This window comes from Flagellimonas alvinocaridis (assembly GCF_004916895.1).
Lineage (GTDB): Bacteria > Bacteroidota > Bacteroidia > Flavobacteriales > Flavobacteriaceae > Flagellimonas > Flagellimonas alvinocaridis.
The window spans coordinates 315,714-334,955 of sequence record NZ_SNTZ01000003.1; the positions used below are offsets into that span (position 1 = coordinate 315,714).

Below are 19,242 nucleotides of genomic sequence, written 5' to 3' on the forward strand. Positions count from 1 at the left end.
CTTAAGCCCATCGCAACACCTTGCCCATACCGGCGGCGTTAATAAAGCGGCAAAGGTACATTAAATTTGTTCGGTGAGGACTATTAGGCCTTCTTTTTTAAATAGTTGACCAGTTTTTCAATGGCACGCCCCCTATGACTTATGGCATTCTTGATTTCTGCCGATAGCTCGCCAAAGGTTTTTTCATGCCCTGAAGGAATAAAGATAGGGTCATATCCGAAGCCACCATCGCCATATTCTTTATCGGTTATGATGCCTTCAACAATACCTTCAAAGGCTACACTTTTACCATTGATGTTCAAATGGATAGCCGTTTTGAAATAGGCATTTCTGTTCTCTTTCCCTTTCATTTCTGAAAGCACTTTGGACATATTTTCCTGCGCATTTTTTTGCTCTCCGGCATACCGGGCAGAGTAGACCCCAGGTCGGCCATTAAGTGCATCTACCAGAAGCCCTGTGTCATCGGAAAAACAATCAAAACCATAGGTTTGGGTCACAAAATTGGCCTTGATTTGGGCATTTTCCTCCAAAGTTTCTCCCGTTTCAGGGATTTCATCAAAGCAACCAATATCTTTTAAAGAGAGCAGTTCTATGGATTTTGGCAGCAATTGTTGTACCTCTCTCAGTTTGTGGTCGTTATGGGTGGCAAATACAAGTTTCACAGGGCAAAAAGATTCAGATAAGGGTCAAAAGTAGTAATTTCGATACAGAAGAAGTGGAATATGAATTTACGGATACCACCTGCCTTGGTACTGCTCATTTTTGGCGGATTGATGTATGTTTTGGATGAATTCCTCCCTTTTGGGGAGTTTGATTTTTTTGGAAGAACTACATTGGTGTCAATTCTTGTTGGGTTAGGAGTCTTAGTGATGCTCATTGCCATTATCCAATTTTTTTGGGCAAAGACCACGGTTGACCCTTTGAATCCGCAAAAAGCTAAAAAACTGGTGACCAACGGGATTTACAATTTTACCCGCAATCCCATGTATTTGGGCATGCTCTTGTTTTTATTGGCTTTCGGGCTTTGGCTGGGAAATGCATTCAATACCCTGTTGGCTGCAGGATTCGTATCCTATATGAACCATTTTCAGATTCGAAATGAAGAAAAGGCATTGGAGGAGGTATTTGGAAAGGAATATCGAATGTACTCCAAGATTACCCGACGTTGGTTTTGATTGCAATCATTACAAAAAAGCGGATTTTGGGTGGCATTTCAAACATTTTAAAAGCGTTTTTTGATTTATCCGTAATTCTGTAAGGTTTTGGTGGGGTTGCAATTTGGATGATGGAATTAATGCTTAATTTTACGCCTTAAATTTTTTGAGAGCATCATGGTGGAAGTGGGACGCAAGTACGTTTTCGATTTTGACAGCACCCTTACCCGGGTTGAGGCATTGGATGTCTTGGCGGAAATCACCCTTCAAGGAAAATCCAATAAAGAAGAAGTTGTAAAGGAAATCCAAAGAATTACCAATCTGGGGATTGACGGGGACATATCCTTTACGGAATCCTTGGAAAAAAGAATACGTCTTTTAAATGCGCACAAGAACGATTTAGAGCGGTTGGTAGGCGAGCTACGTTATAAAATCTCCAAGTCGATTGCATCGAACAAGGAGTTTTTTGAAGAGTTCTCTAATGATATCTATGTAATTTCCTGTGGATTCAAGGAATTTATCGATCCCATAGTGGAAGAATATAACATTCCATCCGATCGGGTTTATGCCAATACCTTTAAATTTGATGAAGAAGGAAACATTATCGGATTCGATGAAGCCAATGTTCTGGCTTCCCACAACGGGAAAATAGAATGTTTAAAGAACCTGAATTTGGACGGAGAGGTCCAGGTAATTGGTGATGGCTACAGCGATTATGTCATGCGTGAGGCCGGGATTGCCCATAAGTTTTTTGCCTATACTGAAAATGTGCACCGTGAGAAAGCGACCAATAATGCGGACCATGTAGCACCTAACCTAGATGAATTTTTATTTGTGAACGATTTGCCACGAAACCTATCCTATCCGAAGAACCGAATCAAGATATTATTACTTGAAAATGTCCACCCCGATGCTTTTAAAAACCTGTCGGAAGAAGGGTTTTCCGTGGAATTGGTAAAGCACAGTCTTTCCGAAGACGACTTAATTGAGCGAATCAAGGGGGTACATGTTTTGGGGATACGTTCCAAAACCCAGGTAACCCAAAAGGTTTTGGATGCTGCCAACAAACTTTTGGTAGTGGGTGCTTTCTGTATTGGTACCACCCAAATCGATTTGGAATACAGCAAGAAAAAAGGTGTTGTGGTGTTCAACGCACCCTACAGCAATACCCGTTCCGTAGTGGAATTGGCCATTGGGCAGACCATTATGTTAATGCGAAGTATTTTTCCACGTAGTACGGAAATCCATAACGGTGAGTGGAACAAAACCGCAGCCGGTTCCCAAGAAGTGAGGGGGAAGAACTTGGGTATCGTAGGTTACGGAAACATAGGAAAGCAAATGTCCGTTTTGGCAGAAGCCATGGGGATGCGTGTATACTATTACGATGTAAACGATCAGTTGGCCATTGGTAATGCCACTAAGTGCAGTACCTTGGAAGACCTGTTGTCCGTTTCTGATGTGGTAACCTTGCATGTGGATGATAATAAAGCGAACAAGAACTTCATTGGCGAGCGTGAAATCAACCAAATGAAAGATGGTGCCAAGCTTATTAACCTTTCCCGTGGATTTGTGGTGGATATCGATGCTTTGGCCGCAGCCATTAAAAGTGGCAAGTTGGGTGGAGCGGCTGTGGATGTGTACCCTTCCGAACCACGAAGCAACGGCCCGTTCGAAACACCATTGCAAGGACTTTCCAATGTGATTTTAACACCACATATTGGTGGAAGTACGGAAGAAGCCCAACGTGATATAGCCGACTTTGTGCCAAACAAGATCATGGATTACATCAACTCAGGGAACACGGTGGATGCGGTGAATTTCCCTAACATCCGTCTGCCTAAGCAGAACAAGGCTCACCGCTTTTTACATATTCATAAGAACGTTCCGGGAATCATGGCTAAAATCAATGAGGTGTTGGCCAAGTATGGGTTGAACATCACCGGTCAGTACCTTTCCACAGATTCTGAAGTGGGGTATGTGATCTCTGATTTGGACAAGGAATACAACAAGGATGTGATCAAGGAACTTAAGGGTATAGAAAACACCATTAAGTTCAGGGTGCTTTACTAGGCAAAACTCAAGAGTCAAGAATCTAGGGTTAAGAATCAAGACGAAAGAGAAAAGATAAAGTTCACGAGAAAGTAAATCAATAACGGAATCAACAAATCCCAAGCACCAAATCCTAAAATAAGCTAAAGCTCAAGAACCAAGTGAGATCGGTGTCTTTTCTCTTGAATCTTTAAGCGAAGCGGTCTGAGATTTAATCATTGATGGTGATAAGGCTCGTTCCGTAGAATAGAGAACCCTCGGTACAACTGCTCTACAAAGAACAAACGCACCATTTGGTGGGAAAAGGTCATTTTGGACAGGCTTATTTTTCCATTGCATCTCTGGTAGAGGGCCTCACTGAAGCCGTAAGGTCCGCCAATGACCAGTACCAAATTCTTTATGCCACTGTTCATTTTCTTTTGGAGGAATTGGGAAAACTCGACCGAGGTATACTGTTTTCCTTTTTCATCAAGCAGAACAAGTACGTCTGAATTTTGGATCTGTCCCAAGATTTGTTCCCCTTCCTTTTCTTTTTGTTGGGCTTCGGAAAGATTTTTACTGTTTTTGATATCGGGAATAACCTGCAACTGAAACTTGATGTAATGTTGCAACCGCTTTTCGTAAATGGCGATAAGTCGTTCTAGATCAGGATTATCGGTTTTGCCTATGGCGATCAAGGTAATCTGCATCCCCAAAAATAATCCTTTGTGTTGAAACAAGAACCATGTATTGGGCATGGGTAAGGAGCAATGTTTTTACTATTTTCGTTAAAACCCCTTGTGGATGATATCCGAAGAACAATTTCAGAAAGAACTCAGTTTGATCATTGCCAACGCCATTCGGGAAGATGTCGGGGATGGCGACCATAGCTCCTTGGCCTGTATTCCGGCTACTGCCACAGGCAAGGCGAAGCTACTGGTAAAGGATGAAGGTGTATTGGCCGGTGTGGCCTTTGCCCAGCAAGTATTCCAGTATGTGGACCCAGAGCTTAAGGTAGAGGTTTTACTGCCCGACGGTACCTTGGTCAAGCATGGGGATATTGCCTTTTATGTGGAGGGAAGTTCCCAAAGTATTCTAAAGGCCGAACGCTTGGTACTCAATGCCATGCAGCGAATGAGTGCCATTGCTACGAAGACCCGATACTATGTGTCGCTTTTGGAAGGTACGGGCACCAAGATTTTGGACACCCGAAAGACCACTCCGGGAATCAGGGCCCTGGAAAAATGGGCGGTGAAGATTGGAGGAGGTGAGAACCATAGGTTTGCCCTCTACGATATGATCATGCTCAAGGACAACCATATCGACTTTGCCGGTGGCATTACCAAGGCCATCCAAAAGACCCAACAGTATCTAAAAGAACAAAACAAGGATTTAAAGATCATTGTGGAGGCAAGGAATTTGGATGAAGTGGAAGAAATCTTGCAATCCAAAGGCGTCTACAGGATTTTACTGGATAATTTCAATTATGCCGATACCAGAAATGCCGTGCAACGCATAGGAGAGCAGTGCCTTACCGAATCTTCGGGTGGGATTACGGAAGATACCATACGGAAATATGCCGAGTGCGGTGTGGATTACATATCCTCTGGGGCATTGACACATTCCGTATACAACATGGACCTTAGTTTAAAAGCGGTTTAGATGTCGGTAGCCATAGAAGAGCAGTTGGAGAAAATACCCGTGGTCAACTGGTTGGTACGGTTATTAAAAAACATAAAGCTCAAGGCTTTTGAAGGACTCTCTTTCTATGATCTGATGGAAATGTACGTGGTAGGTATCGTGAAAGGTGCCGTGTCCACACGTGCTAGTTCCATTGCGTTCAGCGTATTTATGGCCTTGTTCCCCTTGCTCATTTTTATGGTGACGCTCATTCCTTTTGTCATTCCGTATGTGCGAGTGGGAAATGAAAATTTTGATGCCCAGTTCCTCCTTTTCCTGGAATCTTTCCTGCCATCGGCCACAGGAGATTATTTTGGGGACATCTACCAACAGATCAAAGATCAAAAACAAGGCGGTTTGTTGTCATCGGCCTTTCTGTTGTCCATTTTTTTAGTGGCCAATGGGGTCAATGCCATTTTTGGAGGTTTTGAAAATTCCTATCATGTAGAACTCACCCGGAATTTTTTCAGGCAGTATATCTATGCCCTCATGGTTGGGCTGTTATTGTCCATTTTGTTGATTGTGGGGGCCGTGGCCTTTGTGTATTTTGAGTTCTATATTGTGGAATACACCAGTGAATACTTTGGGAAGACCTTTGGGACCGATATTGAAAAAGGAGACACTATAGGAATCCAATTGGCCAAGATCCTGTTTTTCATGGTACTGTCCTATCTGACCACCTCCATCCTCTACTATTTTGGGACGGCAGAAGGGCGTAAAGCCAGATTCTTTTCAGCAGGGGCCTTGATGACGACCCTGTTGTTTGTGCTCACCTCTTATCTTTTTGGGATCTATGTGGAAAAATTTGCTCGATATAACGAACTTTATGGGGCACTGGGGGGATTGTTGATTTTGATGGTGTTCATATGGCTAAATTCCAATATCTTATTGTTGGGTTTTGAGTTGAACGCTACCTTGAATTCATTAAAGAAGCGGCATGAAAGGCATCAAGATGTTCCATAAATGTTTTTTTGTTTTGACCGTATTGGCTTTCCAGAACATGTGGTCCCAATCCGTATTCGGAAAATGGAAGACGGTGGACGACCGAAGTGGAGCTACAAAGGCCATTGTGGAGATTTATCGTGAAAATGGGCTGTTGCAGGCGAGAATCATCGATATTTTGGAAAAAGGGAAGAAAAATGCGCTCTGTACCAAGTGTAAGGGGAAGTTCAAGAACCAACCCGTATTGGGGATGAAGATTTTTCAAAACCTTGTAAAGAACGATAAGGATGAGTACAAGGGCTCGGATATGTTGGACCCGGAACACGGAATGACCTTCAGGGGAAAATTGTGGCTCCATCCAGAGGATATGGATAAATTAATGGTCAGGGGCTATTTGGCATTTTTATACAGGACCCAGACGTGGCATCGGGTAAAGGAAGAATAAGTGTATGGAGTATTTTTTGGATGTCGTCCTACCTATTCCTTTGGAACGACTTTTCACCTATAAGATAACACAAGAAGAGGCGGATTTTTTGCAGCCAGGGATGCGTGTGGCCGTTCCTTTCGGGAAATCCAAGATATATACGGCCTTGGCCTATCAAGTCCATTCCAACGCTCCTATGGCCTATGAGGCCAAGGAAATCTACCAGATTTTGGATGAACAGCCTTTGGTCAATGCAATTCAATTGAAACATTGGCAATGGATGGCACAGTATTATATGTGTACCTTGGGAGAGGTAGTACGAAGTGCGCTGCCCAGCGCTTTTTTATTGGAAAGTGAAACCTTGGTCATGCCCAACAAAGACGCCCAGGTTGATGAAATGCAATTGGGTGACGATGAGTTTCTGGTGTATGAAGCCTTGCAACACCAGAGCGCACTGAAAATTTTCGAGGTGAGTGATATTGTGGACAAAAAAAATGTCCTGAAACTCATCAATGGACTGGTACATAAAGGGGTGGTGCTCCAAAAAGAAGAACTGTACGAGCAGTATAAACCGAAACTGGTACGATATGTAAAGCTTTCCGAAACTTATGATGACGAGGCCCGGTTGGAGCAGTTGTTAAATGAGCTGACCCGTGCGACCAAACAGAGTCAGGTGGTGTTGTCCTTGTTTCAAATACAGGCCAAAACCAAGAAGCCTATCCCCATAGCCGATTTGGAAAAAGAGAGTGGTGGTTCGCGGGCCGTGATCAAAGCTCTAATTGATAAGGAGGTTTTAGAGGAATACCATATTCAAACTGATCGGGTGAATTTTGACGGCCAATCGGAAGAATCCCAACATATGCTCCTGAATGAACATCAGGCCAAGGCTTTGGAAACCATTCAAACTGGTTTTTCGGAAGGCAAACCTGTTCTTTTGCATGGCGTCACTTCTTCTGGAAAGACCGAAGTGTATGTAAAACTCATCCAAGAATGTTTGGAAGAGGGTAAACAGGCTCTATATCTGTTGCCCGAGATTGCACTGACCTCGCAATTGATCAGTAGGTTGCGACATTATTTTGGACATAAAGTGTCCGTTTATCATTCAAAATACAGTATCCACGAACGAGTGGAGGTCTGGAACAATGTGATGGCCAATGCGGAGAAGGCACAAATTGTCATTGGTGCTCGTTCTTCCCTGTTTTTGCCGTTTTCCAATTTAGGGTTGGTCGTGGTGGATGAGGAACATGAAAGTTCCTTTAAACAGTTTGATCCAGCGCCACGATACCATGCCCGTGATGCGGCCGTTGTGTTGGCATCCCTGCATGGAGCCCATATTGTTCTGGGGTCGGCTACGCCCAGTATAGAGAGTATGGACAATGCCAAAAAGGGAAAATATGGATATGCTTCCATCCAATATCGCTATGGCAATGTACTCATGCCGGACATTAGTTTGGTGGATATCAAGGAAGCGACTCGGAAAAAGCGGATGAAGGGGCATTTTTCAGAGGTTCTGCTCAGAGCCATTTCAGAAACCTTGGAAGAAGGGGAGCAGGTAATTCTCTTCCAAAACCGTCGGGGATTTGCCCCGGTGGTGGAGTGTACCACCTGTGGCCATGTGGCCCAATGCCCCAATTGCGATGTGAGCCTTACCTATCACCAGCGAAGAAATCAGCTTCGTTGTCATTATTGTGGTTACCATATGGCCTTGCAACAGGCCTGTTTGGCATGTGGCAGTGGTACATTGGATAAAAAGGGATTTGGTACAGAGCAGATTCAGGAAGAACTCAATCATCTTTTCCCTGATGTGGCCGTAGGGCGTATGGATTTGGATACCACTAGGGGAAAGTACGCGTATGAAAAAATCATTTCAGCGTTCGAAAACCAAGAGATGGATATTTTGGTGGGAACCCAAATGGTCACCAAAGGGCTCGATTTTAGAAATGTGAGCTTGGTGGGGATCATGAATGCGGATTCTATGTTGAACTTTCCGGATTACAGGGCCCATGAACGTAGTTTTCAAATGCTTACCCAGGTGGCAGGAAGGGCAGGGCGGACCCAAAAAAGAGGCAAAGTGCTCATACAGACGTATAATCCGTATCACCAAATATTGCAACAGGTCACCACAAATGATTATAAGAAGATGTTCTCGGAGCAGTATTACGAACGGGAGCAGTTTAAATATCCACCTTTGGTACGCATTGTCAAAATTACTTTAAAGGATAGGGATTTCAATAAGCTGAACGAGGCTGCCAGTTGGTTGGCGGGTTCTCTCAGAAACGTATTGGGACAAGACATTTTGGGGCCGGAATATCCCCCAGTGGCCCGTATCCGAAGGGATTATCTTAAAAACATCCTTATTAAAATTCCAAGGCAACAATCGCTGGTACAAACAAAAAATAGCATTAAAAGAATTGAGAAATCCTTTAATGCTATTTCCAAGTATAAAAGTGTAAGACTGGTCTACAATGTGGACCACATTTAGTTATACATTGGCCAGTGCTTCTGCCAATTCAGTCTTTTTGTTTCTACTTAAAGGAATCTGTCTGCCCCCCACTTCAACATTTTTACTGTTGAATTTTTCAATCTTCTCCAGATTCACGATATAGGATTTATGGATTCTCAGAAATTTTTCGGCCGGCAATTGCTTTTCGAAGGATTTCATGGTGGATAGGATTACGATATTGGCTTCATCGGTTACCAATTTAATGTAATCGCCCAAGGCTTCTATCCATTTAATGTCGTTTAAGATAACCTTACGCTTTTTAAGGTTGCTCTTCACAAAAATATGTTCTTCATCCTCATCAACACGGTTCATTTGCTCGTATTTGGCCACTGCTCTTTTAACGGAGGCTTCAAAACGGGCCAAAGTGATGGGTTTGTGAAGATAATCGGTCACGTCATAATCAAATGCTTTAAGGGCATAATCAGGTTTTCCCGTGATTAGAATAACCTGAGGCGGGTTCTCAAGGGCCTCTAAAAGGTCAAAACCACTAATGATTGGCATTTCAACATCTAAAAAGATAAGGTCAATTTCGTGGTTCTTTAGGCCATTTTTTGCTTCAATGGCGTTGCTGTACTCCGCAACCAAAGCAAGGTGTGGATGATTGTTGACCAACTTTGCAACGGCCATCCGCTGCATCGAGGAATCGTCTACAATTATACTTTTTAATTTCATAGAATGGGGTGATTTGTAGGGTTTTAAATCATCGGCAAATTACATAAAAAAGACGTTTAACAGCAACAAAAGATGTAAACATGGTCTATTTTGTTGTGTACATTGCCATATACGTTACGTAGGTTTAGAGGGTTCATTTTGTTAATAACTCTTGTGATTTAAACGAAGTTTTTTGGGTTTTCTTGCGGGATGAAAGAAATATTGCTAATTTTGCGCTCCTTTAAAAAACATATAATATGAACCATTACGAAACTGTTTTCATTTTGAATCCCGTTCTGTCTGAAACGCAGATAGAGGAAACAGTCAAGAAATTTGAGGATTTCTTGATTAAGAATGGTGCCAAAATGGTCTCCAAGGAAGATTGGGGACTTAAAAAATTGGCCTATCCCATTCAGCACAAAAAAAGTGGATTTTACCACTTGTTTGAATTTACCGCTCCCGGTGAAGCCATCGGACCATATGAGTTGGAATTCAGGAGAGATGAGCGCGTTATGCGTTTCTTGACCGTTAAATTGGACAAGCATGCCATTGCTTGGGCCGAAAAAAGAAGAACCAAATTAAAAGCAAACGCATAGGGTTATGGCATCTATAGAACAACAGGCAAAAGCAAAGAAAGATGGGGAGATCAGATATTTGACCCCATTGAACATTGAGACCAACAAGCAGAAAAAGTACTGCAGGTTCAAGAAGTCAGGTATTAAGTACATTGATTACAAAGACCCAGATTTCTTGATGAAATTGGTGAACGAACAAGGAAAGCTTCTTCCCAGAAGACTTACGGGAACTTCCCTAAAGTACCAAAGAAAAGTGGCCCAGGCTGTTAAGCGTGCCCGTCACCTAGCGTTAATGCCGTACGTTGGCGATATGTTGAAATAAAAAAATACCGAAGAATGGAACTTATTCTAAAAGAAGATGTACAGGATTTGGGATTTAAGGATGATATCGTTACCGTAAAGAACGGTTACGGGAGAAATTTCCTTATCCCTCAAGGATTGGCCACTTTGGCCACACCGTCTGCCAAAAAGGTTTTGGCCGAAAATCTAAAGCAAAGGGCTCACAAAGAGAAAAAAATCATTGATGAAGCCAATACCATGGCCGAGGCCATAAAACAATTGGAAATCCGTATCCCTGCCAAAGCAGGTGCCGGTGACAAGTTGTTCGGTTCGGTAAGTAATATAGATTTGGCCTCCGCTTTGGAAAAAGCTGGTCACCAAATAGACAGAAAGTTTATCAATATTAAAGGAGGGGCCATCAAAAGAGTTGGACCTTACAATGCCATCATTAGACTTCACAGGGAAGTTGTTGTGGATTTTCCTTTTGAAGTGATAGCAGAAGCCAAGTAAGCGTTAAGCTTTGGTTAATAACTTGTAAAGAGCTATGCATGCATAGCTCTTTTTTTTGTCTATGTTTGTAGGTACTCAAAACTAAAACTAACGTATTCATTATGAAGAAACTTCAGTTATTGGGCATGCTGTTCTTACTCGTGTCCACATCCGTTTTTTCCCAAGTCACGACGTCGAACATCAGGGGAACAGTCTCCGATGATCAAGGCGCTCCATTGTTAGGCGCCAATGTAGTGGCGGTGCACACACCTACAGGCACACGCTATGGGGCCATTACCAATGAGGAAGGCCGATTTAACCTTCTCAACCTTAGGGTTGGTGGGCCATATGAGGTCACAATATCTTATGTGGGGTTTAAGACCGAAACCCAAAGTGATGTTTTCCTTTCGTTGGGAAAAACCTTCAATCTTAATTTGAATTTGGCTTCCGATAGTCAACAATTGGACGAAGTCGTTGTGATTTCGGATAGGGGAGGGACCTTTGGTAGCGACCGTACCGGTGCAGAAACCAGTGTAGGGCGAAGAGAATTGACCCGCTTGCCCACCATTTCCAGATCTACCAACGATTTTACCCGTTTGGAACCCACAGCAAGTGCCGGTTCATTTGGGGGCCGGAACGACCAGTTCAACAACTTCTCCCTGGATGGGGCCATCTTTAACAACCCTTTTGGTCTAGATGCTGCCCAGCCTGGCGGACAGACTGATGCGAATCCCATCTCTATCGATGCGATAGACCAAATCCAAGTCACTACGGCACCTTATGATGTTACCCAATCAGGATTTACAGGGGCATCGGTAAACGCAGTAACAAAAAGTGGAACCAACGAATTCTACGGTACAGTATACGGGTTTTATCGAAATGAAGACCTTACCGGTGGAAAAGTTAAGGGAGATGATGTTTTTAAGGCCGATTTAAGCCAGTCCCAATATGGATTGAGCATTGGTGGACCTATTGTTAAGAACAAACTCTTTTTCTTCGTCAATTTTGAAAAAGATGATCGTACTGACCTTGGAAGTTCCGGATTTGTGCCTAACCGTAACTCAGGAAGCATAAATGAATCCAGAGTACTGGCCTCCGATTTTGAATTGGTTTCCAATATTTTGAGTCAAGTCTCTATTGGAAATGGAGAGTTCTATAACCCTGGACGGTATGAAGGCTTCAATTTTGATCAAGAATCCACCAAAGGGATTTTTAAGTTGGACTGGAACATCAACGAGAAAAACAGATTGGCAATCATCTATAACTTTTTGGATGCATCAAAAGAAAAACCGGCCCACCCAACAGCCCTTGGGTTTAGAGGACCAAACCTATCCACTTTGCAGTTTGAAAATGCAGGATATGAGATCAACAACAAGATACAGTCGGTTCAATTGGAATTAAATTCTACCCTGTCAGATGAAGCCATCAATAAACTTCAGGTTGGATATACTCATTTTGATGATTTCAGAAATCCAAAATCAACCCCGGCACCCACAATCACACTATTGGATGAAAATGGAAGTTCCAACTATATCATTGCAGGGCATGAACCATTTTCCATCAACAACAGATTGGACCAAAAAGTATTTCAATTGACGAACAACCTGAATTTTTTTAAAGGGGACCATACCTTTACCTTGGGATTTTCTTTTGAGAAGTTCGAATTTGACAATTCATTCAACTTAGGGGCTTATGGAGCTCAAGGGGTATTCTTCCCCACCGGTTCCATAGCGGATTTTAGAGACCCCGCAAACGAAGCTGGTTTGGTGGCTTTTTACCAAGATGCATTCAATGCGGCCATAGCGGCGAACAATTCTTTGGAAGCCAATGGCGAAGGAAACCTAAATGGTTGGGCCTTAGCGGAGACCAATGTGGGGCAATTGGCGTTTTATCTGCAGGACGAATGGAATGCCACGGAGAACTTCAAATTGACCTACGGTATTCGTTTTGACAGACCTTTATATTTTGATTCGGCCCAAAAAGCGCAAGATGTGATTGAGGTTGCCCCGGCCTATGTGCCGGAAATACCCTATGTAAATCCCAATAACGGAGAAACCGTTTTCTTTGATTCCACCGAATTGCCCACTGATAATTGGTTGATTTCACCTCGTTTGGGCTTCAACTGGGATGTACACAATAACAACACCCTTCAAATTCGTGGAGGAACCGGAATCTTTACGGGTCGTTTTCCATTTGTATGGTTGGGTAACCAAATTGCGAACCCCAACGTTTTCTTTTATCAAGTGGTGGACCCAGATTTTAAATGGCCGCAGGTATGGAGGACCAGTTTAGGTGCCGATTATAGGTTTGATAATGGATTGATTTTGACGGCAGACCTTTCCTATTCCAAAGATGTAAATGGCCCGCATGTGCAAAACTGGGGGTTGTTGCCTCCATCGGAAAACTTATCCGGTGTTGATAACCGACCCGTATACGGCGCAAATGATTTGATCAATAATGCCTATGTTTTTTCAAACTCGGACAAGGGAAGAATTTGGAATGCAGTATTAAAGGCGCAAAAAACCTTTGAAAATGGGTTGTACGCCAGCCTGGCCTATAGCTACTTGAATTCTAAGGATGTAAACTCCATTGAAGCCGAAATCACAGGGGATGCCTTTGTGGCCAATGCCATTTCGGGTAATGCCAATGACGATGTGTTGTCCTATTCCAGATATGGGGACACACATAGATTTGTTGGGGTTATCTCCCAAGCCTTTAAAACAGGGACCACTATTTCCGCATTTTATGAGTATGCCCAAGGAGGACGTTTTAATTATATCTACGGAGGTGACATCAATAACGATGGATCAAGCATCAACGATTTATTGTATATCCCAACCTCATCTGAGGTGGGGCAAATGAACTTCAGTGGTGATGGACAAGCGGCAGCTTTTGAATCTTTCATTCAACAAGATGATTATTTGAGCGAACACCGCGGAGAGTATGCAGAACGATATGGAGCTTTGGCCCCATGGAGGGGAAGATGGGACTTAAAAGTGTTGCAGGACATTAAGTTTGCCAATAAAAATACCATTCAATTAAGTGTGGATGTGTTGAATGTGGGCAATTTGATCAGTTCGGATTGGGGAATCGTGGAAATTCCTGCCAATCAACAGGTATTGGGTGTAACGGTAGATGACAACAATGTACCTACCTATACCTTTGATCCCAATATGGTGGAAACATTTAGTTCGGACACCAGTTTGCTGTCCAGATGGCAAGCCCAGTTTGGAGTGCGATACATCTTTAACTAACCATTACAGAAATACTACGTAAAGGCTGCGCTATTGTGCAGCCTTTTTTATTTTTGCAATATGAAGTACAGAAGACTGACGAAGGAACAATTAGAAGAGTTACATCCTGAATTCATCAACTTTTTGGCAACTCAATCTATAACCGCAGAGGAATGGAGCGCCCTAAAGATGGAAAAACCCGAAGTGGCCGAAGAAGAAATCGATGTGTTCAGTGATTTGATATGGGAAGGAGTACTCAACAAGGTGGAGTATCTGGAAAATATCTCTGAAAGGCACATGCATCTGTTCCATTTGACCGAAAAGGAAATGAAACTGCTATCCGTAAAGGTCATGAACCCAGAAATTGACCTGCGCACTAAAGTGGGCTTCGATTGGTTCAAACGGAATTTCCAATCCGATTTTGTGGAATACCTGACTGCTTCCAAAGCATATGGGGAGGACAAGAATATGGACAAGTTTGAACTCATCAAACAAGGTGCAACCATTACCAAAGGGGAGCTCTACCAGTGGTTTGAGCAGATTATGGAATGATATGATACTGGACTTATGGTTTCAGATATCTGATATCTGAGGAAGTGTGGATTCAATTGTCAGTTCGAGCGCAGTCGAGAACATATTTGGGACAAAAAATGCAATTAAGAAAGGCTGCTCGTTAGATTTTCGCGTCATTTCGAAGAAGCATCGCGACTGAGGAATCTCAGCCAATGTTATTTTGAGATACTTCTCTTCGTTCAGTATGACATTCGGTCTTGTCATTTCGACAGAGCGAAGCATGAGCGATGAGAAATCTCAAAATCAAACAGATTTCTCACATTCGTTCGAAATGACCATCACTTCTACTTTGAACCTATGACAAACCCCGTATATTTGCACGAGAATTTTACACTACATGGCACAAAAACCATCCATACCCAAGGGAACCCGAGACTTTTCGCCGGCTGAAGTAGCCAAGCGCAACTATATCATCCAAACCATAAAGAAGCATTTTGAAATCTATGGTTTTCAACCGATAGAGACGCCGTCTTTTGAAAATTCGGAAACCTTGATGGGCAAGTATGGGGATGAAGGGGATCGTTTGATTTTCAAAATATTGAACTCCGGAGATTTTATCTCAAAGGTGGATGATGTGACCTATAGTTCCAAAAATTCAGCTTTGCTCACGCCCAAAATCTCCGAAAAAGCCCTTCGGTATGATTTGACTGTTCCCTTTGCCCGTTATGTGGTAATGCACCAAAATGAGATTGATTTTCCCTTTAAAAGGTATCAAATACAACCTGTTTGGCGCGCAGATAGGCCCCAAAAAGGGCGTTTCCGTGAGTTTTACCAATGCGATGCCGATGTAGTGGGGGCCAACTCCCTTTTGCAGGAAGTGGAGTTTGTACAGCTCTACGATGCGGTTTTTACCGATTTGGGATTAAAGGGCACTACCATAAAAATCAACAATAGAAAAATTCTTTCCGGCATTGCCGAAGTGATCGGGGCCAAGCACTTGTTGGTGGATTTCACCGTGGCTTTGGACAAATTGGACAAAATAGGGGAAGGGAAGGTCAAGGAAGAAATGCTGGAAAAGGGCATTTCCGAGAGTGCCATTGAAAAGGCGCGGCCCTTGTTTTCCATTGCGGGCACTGCTTCGGAACAATTGGAACGGCTACGCGGCCTTTTGGCCGATTCTGAAATTGGCATGGCCGGAGTGGGCGAGTTGGACGAAATTATTTCCACCGTTGAAAATATTGGATTGCAATCGGCCCAATTGCAGTTGGATGTGACCTTGGCCCGTGGACTCAATTATTATACAGGGGCCATTTTTGAAGTGGCCGCGCCGGAAGGTGTCCAGATGGGTTCTATTGGTGGTGGTGGCCGTTACGATGACCTCACGGGTATTTTCGGATTGAAAGATGTGAGCGGAGTGGGTATTTCTTTTGGATTGGACCGTATTTATCTGGTAATGGAAGAATTGAACCTCTTCCCGGACAGCTTGGATACGTCCTTAGATGTACTTTGCCTCAATTTTGGCGAAAAGGAAGGGTTGGAGGCCTTAAAATTGGTGGCCTCTATGCGAAAGGCAGGATTGCGTGCCGATTTGTACCCAACAGCGGCCAAGATGCAAAAACAGTTTAAATATGCCGATAAGCGGGGCGTACCGTATGTGGTTTTATTGGGTGAGGAGGAGCTTAAAGCGGGAGCTTTTGTGGTAAAGGAAATGAAATCGGGGCAACACAAAACCTATGCACTTGATACTGCCGCCGTTTTTGCAAAGGATATTAGCTAAATTCGATTTTTTAGCTCTTTAATGACCGTTTTGTAATATTCCGTTCCGTGGGGCACGTATTTTTCAACACGTGCCATGCCCCAAGTTTCTTCTGCAAATTGAAGTAGGGGGACCAATTTCAATGCTTCCACTTCACTTTCTTGTTTGGTCAGCTTGCTTAATGGTACTTTGAGTTCGCATAAAAAAATATGATGGAATTCCGCATCGATGAAATCCTCCGCAATTTTATGAATGGCTTTGACCTTACCGATGGGTTTTAAATCGGTATTGGAAATGGTCAATCCCACTTCCTCCTGCACTTCGCGTACTGCGGCCCATTCAATATCCTCTCCGGACGACACATGTCCTGCCACGGAAACATCCCAAAGTAAGGGATGGGTATCCTTGTGCTTGCCCCGTTGTTGGAGCAATATCCGCCCGTCTTTGGTGTAGAGCCACACATGGATGGTTGGATGTAACAGGCCTTTTCGGTGCGCTTCGGATTTTAAACAGGACGCTCCTGTTGGGTTACCTTGCTCATCCAAAATGTCGACCCGTTCATCCATCATAAGAATAAAGATATGAATTTGTCACATCGAGCGCAGTCGAGATGGCACATAATTTAGAAATGAATTTAATCGAGTATGTAATTCCTGTGAAAGTAGGAATCTATTTATGTCGAGACCTTGAAACAAGTTTGAGGTGACGAATTGCATCAAAAAAAGCACAAAAACCAAAAAAGGTTGATGTGCTTTCAATTTTATTTCAAAAAGGTCATTTCGAAATGAGATACTTTGTATCGATTGAGAAATCTAAAGGTGAGATTTCTCACGCTCTACCCAATACCAATTGGGTTTCGGTTCGAAATGACTGTGTTTAATCAAAATAGCTAAACGTCTCCCCGTCCTTAATGGTTAACAAAGTTTCGTAGATTAAACGGATTACATTTTCCACATCATCCTTGTGTACAGTCTCCACAGTAGTGTGCATGTAACGCAAAGGCAACGAGATTAAAGCGGAAGCCACTCCACCATTGCTATAGGCAAAGGCATCGGTATCTGTTCCCGTGAAGCGGGATGCCGCCAATCGTTGGAAGGGTATTTTTTTGGCTTCGGCCGTTTCCAAAATGCGCTCGCGCAGCTTGTTCTGTACCGCAGGGGCATAGGAAACTACCGGTCCGGAACCTATGGAGGTTTCCCCTTCCTTCTTTTTATCGATCATAGGGGTGGTGGTATCATGGCAAACGTCGGTGACAATGGCCACATTGGGTTTAATGGTCTGGGTAATCATTTCGGCACCGCGTAACCCAATTTCTTCCTGAACCGAATTGGTGACATAGAGTCCAAAAGGAAGCTTCTTTTTGTTTTCATGGAGCAAACGGGCCACTTCGGCAATCATAAAACCGCCCATGCGGTTATCCAGGGCACGGCAGACAAATTTGTTTTTGTTCAGGATGTGGAATTCATCAGGGTAGGTAATGACACAGCCCACATGAACCCCCATTTTCTCCACTTCGGCCTTGTCTTTGGCTCCGATATCGATAAAGATGTTCTCAACCTTTGGGGATTCTTCCTTAGCCCTGTCACGGGTATGGATGGCAGGCCATCCAAATACACCTTTTACAATGCCTTTTTTGGTATGGATGTTCACCCATTTGGACGGTGCAATTTGGTGATCGCTGCCCCCATTACGGATTACATAGAGCAGTCCATTGTCCGTGATATAGTTTACGTACCAAGAAATCTCATCGGAATGACCCTCAATGACTACTTTATATTTGGCCTTTGGGTTGATGACGGCCACGGCAGTCCCATAGGTGTCCGTGATGAATTCATCCACATAAGGTTTCAAGTATTCCATCCAAATCTTCTGTCCTTCCCATTCATAACCCGTGGGAGAGGCATTGTTCAGATATTTTTCAAGAAATTTAAGGGATTTAGCGTTGATGATCTTTGCTGCTGCCATGTGTTCAATTTAGTTCACAAACATACTAATATTCACTTTTATTTAATAACCAAATCTTACCTTTATCCTTAATTTTGGCAGGACTTTTGAGTAATGGACCGCATGTGGCGAACTAGTTTTTTAATTGTTTTTTTAACCTTCCACAGCCTTTGTTTTACGCAGGAGATGGAAGGGGATTCCTTGATGAATCCCATGGACTCCATTCAGGATTACTACGTTCGGTTTGAGGGTGATTCCATTCTCTATAGCTCCATAGCTTTGGACGAGGTGTATCTCTTCGGAAAACTGGAGTTCGCCGACCGCAATGAAAAGCTACGGTACTATATTCTCAGACGAAAGACCTTAAAAGTGTATCCCTATGCCAAGTTGGCCGCAGAGCGATTGGTTGAATTGAACGATAGTCTGCAGCACATTAAAAAGCGACGACATCAGAAAAGATATACACGGAAGGTTCAAAAGTTTATTGAAGAAGAGTTTTCTGCCGAGTTGAAAAAATTGACTAGAACCGAAGGTCAGATTTTGGTGAAACTGATCTACCGGCAGACGGGTACTACTGCATTTGATTTGGTCAAGGAATTGCGAAGTGGGTGGCGAGCCTTTTGGTATAACACCACCGCAAGTATGTTCAATATTAGCTTGAAAGAAGAATTCCGACCAGAAAATGTGCACGAGGATTATTTAATTGAAGATATCCTGCAACGGGCGTTTGCTTCAAACCGGTTGGATAGGCAAAAATCGGTTCTTGACTATGATTATGCGCAGCTCAGCAATAAATGGAAAAATGTTTCTCCGACTCCCAAAGACTAGTCTTTGGGTTTCTTTCCAAATAAAGCATCCATTACAATATTTACGGACCTAAACCCCATATAAATGGCCAGTGCGGCAAATAATATTCCCAAAATCAAAACGGGGATAAAAAACGGGTGTCCTTCATTTTTGAACGCCTGATAGAGTAAAAAAGGCCCCATGAACATGGCTGCAACCGTGTAGCCAAATGATTTTATTCCCTTAACCAAAAGTTCCTTGTCTGTTCGCCTCATAGGACCAAAG

19 protein-coding genes are annotated in these 19,242 nt (G+C 43.2%); 13 read left to right on the forward strand and 6 right to left on the reverse strand.

The annotated features are described in order from the left end of the window. Positions 1-83: 83 nt before the first annotated feature. Positions 84-662, reverse strand: coding sequence for a non-canonical purine NTP diphosphatase (locus tag EZV76_RS08940; RefSeq protein ID WP_136566201.1), 579 nt, complete (start codon positions 660-662; stop codon positions 84-86). A 60-nt stretch (positions 663-722) separates the two neighbouring features. On the opposite strand from EZV76_RS08940, the gene EZV76_RS08945 reads away from it, so the two are divergent. Together EZV76_RS08945 and serA are read left to right on the forward strand one after the other, a co-directional pair. Next, positions 723-1,175, forward strand: coding sequence for a methyltransferase family protein (locus EZV76_RS08945; protein ID WP_136566202.1), 453 nt, complete (start codon positions 723-725; stop codon positions 1,173-1,175). Between the two features lie 156 nt (positions 1,176-1,331). Further along, entirely contained in the window at positions 1,332-3,224 is a 1,893-nt protein-coding gene (gene serA / locus EZV76_RS08950) for a phosphoglycerate dehydrogenase (protein ID WP_136566203.1), read from the forward strand. Between the two features lie 194 nt (positions 3,225-3,418). Here serA and rlmH read toward each other — a convergent pair whose 3' ends face one another. Continuing rightward, positions 3,419-3,892 (reverse strand): 23S rRNA (pseudouridine(1915)-N(3))-methyltransferase RlmH, encoded by a 474-nt coding sequence (rlmH, locus tag EZV76_RS08955; RefSeq protein WP_136566314.1) that lies wholly within the window; start codon positions 3,890-3,892, stop codon positions 3,419-3,421. Between the two features lie 94 nt (positions 3,893-3,986). On the opposite strand from rlmH, the gene nadC reads away from it, so the two are divergent. From nadC to priA, 4 genes are read left to right on the forward strand one after another with little or no spacing between them, the layout of a single operon-like run. Next, entirely contained in the window at positions 3,987-4,844 is an 858-nt protein-coding gene (gene nadC / locus EZV76_RS08960) for a carboxylating nicotinate-nucleotide diphosphorylase (RefSeq protein WP_136566204.1), read from the forward strand. Next, a complete protein-coding gene (locus tag EZV76_RS08965) occupies positions 4,845-5,825 on the forward strand; it encodes a YihY/virulence factor BrkB family protein (RefSeq protein WP_136566205.1) in 981 nt (326 codons plus the stop codon). Then, positions 5,800-6,249: a DUF2147 domain-containing protein gene (locus EZV76_RS08970; protein WP_136566206.1), complete on the forward strand. Its 450-nt coding sequence runs from the start codon at positions 5,800-5,802 to the stop codon at positions 6,247-6,249. Before EZV76_RS08965 ends, EZV76_RS08970 begins: the two co-directional genes overlap by 26 nt. A 4-nt stretch (positions 6,250-6,253) precedes the next feature. Further along, positions 6,254-8,710 (forward strand): replication restart helicase PriA, encoded by a 2,457-nt coding sequence (gene priA / locus EZV76_RS08975; RefSeq protein WP_136566207.1) that lies wholly within the window; start codon positions 6,254-6,256, stop codon positions 8,708-8,710. Here priA and EZV76_RS08980 read toward each other — a convergent pair whose 3' ends face one another. Further along, on the reverse strand, positions 8,711-9,403 hold the full coding sequence (locus tag EZV76_RS08980; RefSeq protein ID WP_100818563.1) for a LytR/AlgR family response regulator transcription factor: 693 nt from the start codon (positions 9,401-9,403) through the stop codon (positions 8,711-8,713). Between the two features lie 236 nt (positions 9,404-9,639). Between EZV76_RS08980 and rpsF the strand changes: the two genes are divergently transcribed. The 6 genes from rpsF to hisS all read left to right on the forward strand — a co-directional run bounded on the left by rpsF (position 9,640) and on the right by hisS (position 16,248). Continuing rightward, positions 9,640-9,978 carry a 30S ribosomal protein S6 gene (gene rpsF, locus EZV76_RS08985; RefSeq protein ID WP_136566208.1) on the forward strand — a complete coding sequence of 113 codons (339 nt, stop codon included), beginning with the start codon at positions 9,640-9,642 and terminating at the stop codon, positions 9,976-9,978. A gap of 4 nt (positions 9,979-9,982) precedes the next feature. Beyond that, entirely contained in the window at positions 9,983-10,279 is a 297-nt protein-coding gene (gene rpsR, locus EZV76_RS08990; protein WP_106145737.1) for a 30S ribosomal protein S18, read from the forward strand. 14 nt (positions 10,280-10,293) lie between these two features. Beyond that, complete coding sequence (rplI, locus tag EZV76_RS08995) at positions 10,294-10,746, forward strand: 50S ribosomal protein L9 (protein ID WP_136566209.1); 453 nt, start codon at positions 10,294-10,296, stop codon at positions 10,744-10,746. A 101-nt stretch (positions 10,747-10,847) separates the two neighbouring features. Then, positions 10,848-13,979 (forward strand): TonB-dependent receptor, encoded by a 3,132-nt coding sequence (locus EZV76_RS09000; RefSeq protein ID WP_201741843.1) that lies wholly within the window; start codon positions 10,848-10,850, stop codon positions 13,977-13,979. Between the two features lie 60 nt (positions 13,980-14,039). Further along, the gene (locus EZV76_RS09005; protein ID WP_136566211.1) at positions 14,040-14,510 is read left to right on the forward strand and encodes a DUF6495 family protein; all 471 of its coding nucleotides are present in this window, start codon (positions 14,040-14,042) and stop codon (positions 14,508-14,510) included. Positions 14,511-14,868: 358 nt separating this feature from the next. Beyond that, entirely contained in the window at positions 14,869-16,248 is a 1,380-nt protein-coding gene (hisS, locus tag EZV76_RS09010) for a histidine--tRNA ligase (protein WP_136566212.1), read from the forward strand. On the opposite strand, the gene EZV76_RS09015 is transcribed toward hisS, so the two are convergent. Then, complete coding sequence (locus EZV76_RS09015) at positions 16,245-16,796, reverse strand: NUDIX hydrolase (protein ID WP_313790956.1); 552 nt, start codon at positions 16,794-16,796, stop codon at positions 16,245-16,247. The genes hisS and EZV76_RS09015 overlap by 4 nt on opposite strands. 307 nt (positions 16,797-17,103) lie before the next feature. Continuing rightward, positions 17,104-18,192 (reverse strand): M42 family metallopeptidase, encoded by a 1,089-nt coding sequence (locus EZV76_RS09020; protein ID WP_136566213.1) that lies wholly within the window; start codon positions 18,190-18,192, stop codon positions 17,104-17,106. Positions 18,193-18,357: 165 nt separating this feature from the next. Between EZV76_RS09020 and EZV76_RS09025 the strand changes: the two genes are divergently transcribed. Further along, entirely contained in the window at positions 18,358-18,999 is a 642-nt protein-coding gene (locus tag EZV76_RS09025; protein ID WP_236640897.1) for a DUF4294 domain-containing protein, read from the forward strand. On the opposite strand, the gene EZV76_RS09030 is transcribed toward EZV76_RS09025, so the two are convergent. Beyond that, positions 18,996-19,232, reverse strand: coding sequence for a DUF6095 family protein (locus EZV76_RS09030; RefSeq protein WP_136566215.1), 237 nt, complete (start codon positions 19,230-19,232; stop codon positions 18,996-18,998). The genes EZV76_RS09025 and EZV76_RS09030 overlap by 4 nt on opposite strands. Positions 19,233-19,242 lie beyond the last annotated feature (10 nt).

Excerpts from the sequence above, each read along its gene's own strand:
- EZV76_RS08945 (WP_136566202.1), top strand. The coding sequence starts at position 723 with ATGAATTTACGGATACCACCTGCCTTGGTACTGCTCATTTTTGGCGGA.
- serA (WP_136566203.1), top strand. The coding sequence starts at position 1,332 with ATGGTGGAAGTGGGACGCAAGTACGTTTTCGATTTTGACAGCACCCTT.
- rlmH (WP_136566314.1), bottom strand. The coding sequence starts at position 3,892 with ATGCAGATTACCTTGATCGCCATAGGCAAAACCGATAATCCTGATCTA.
- nadC (WP_136566204.1), top strand. The coding sequence starts at position 3,987 with ATGATATCCGAAGAACAATTTCAGAAAGAACTCAGTTTGATCATTGCC.
- EZV76_RS08965 (WP_136566205.1), top strand. The coding sequence starts at position 4,845 with ATGTCGGTAGCCATAGAAGAGCAGTTGGAGAAAATACCCGTGGTCAAC.
- EZV76_RS08970 (WP_136566206.1), top strand. The coding sequence starts at position 5,800 with ATGAAAGGCATCAAGATGTTCCATAAATGTTTTTTTGTTTTGACCGTA.
- priA (WP_136566207.1), top strand. The coding sequence starts at position 6,254 with ATGGAGTATTTTTTGGATGTCGTCCTACCTATTCCTTTGGAACGACTT.
- EZV76_RS08980 (WP_100818563.1), bottom strand. The coding sequence starts at position 9,403 with ATGAAATTAAAAAGTATAATTGTAGACGATTCCTCGATGCAGCGGATG.
- rpsF (WP_136566208.1), top strand. The coding sequence starts at position 9,640 with ATGAACCATTACGAAACTGTTTTCATTTTGAATCCCGTTCTGTCTGAA.
- rpsR (WP_106145737.1), top strand. The coding sequence starts at position 9,983 with ATGGCATCTATAGAACAACAGGCAAAAGCAAAGAAAGATGGGGAGATC.
- rplI (WP_136566209.1), top strand. The coding sequence starts at position 10,294 with ATGGAACTTATTCTAAAAGAAGATGTACAGGATTTGGGATTTAAGGAT.
- EZV76_RS09000 (WP_201741843.1), top strand. The coding sequence starts at position 10,848 with ATGAAGAAACTTCAGTTATTGGGCATGCTGTTCTTACTCGTGTCCACA.
- EZV76_RS09005 (WP_136566211.1), top strand. The coding sequence starts at position 14,040 with ATGAAGTACAGAAGACTGACGAAGGAACAATTAGAAGAGTTACATCCT.
- hisS (WP_136566212.1), top strand. The coding sequence starts at position 14,869 with ATGGCACAAAAACCATCCATACCCAAGGGAACCCGAGACTTTTCGCCG.
- EZV76_RS09015 (WP_313790956.1), bottom strand. The coding sequence starts at position 16,796 with ATGATGGATGAACGGGTCGACATTTTGGATGAGCAAGGTAACCCAACA.
- EZV76_RS09020 (WP_136566213.1), bottom strand. The coding sequence starts at position 18,192 with ATGGCAGCAGCAAAGATCATCAACGCTAAATCCCTTAAATTTCTTGAA.
- EZV76_RS09025 (WP_236640897.1), top strand. The coding sequence starts at position 18,358 with ATGGAAGGGGATTCCTTGATGAATCCCATGGACTCCATTCAGGATTAC.
- EZV76_RS09030 (WP_136566215.1), bottom strand. The coding sequence starts at position 19,232 with ATGAGGCGAACAGACAAGGAACTTTTGGTTAAGGGAATAAAATCATTT.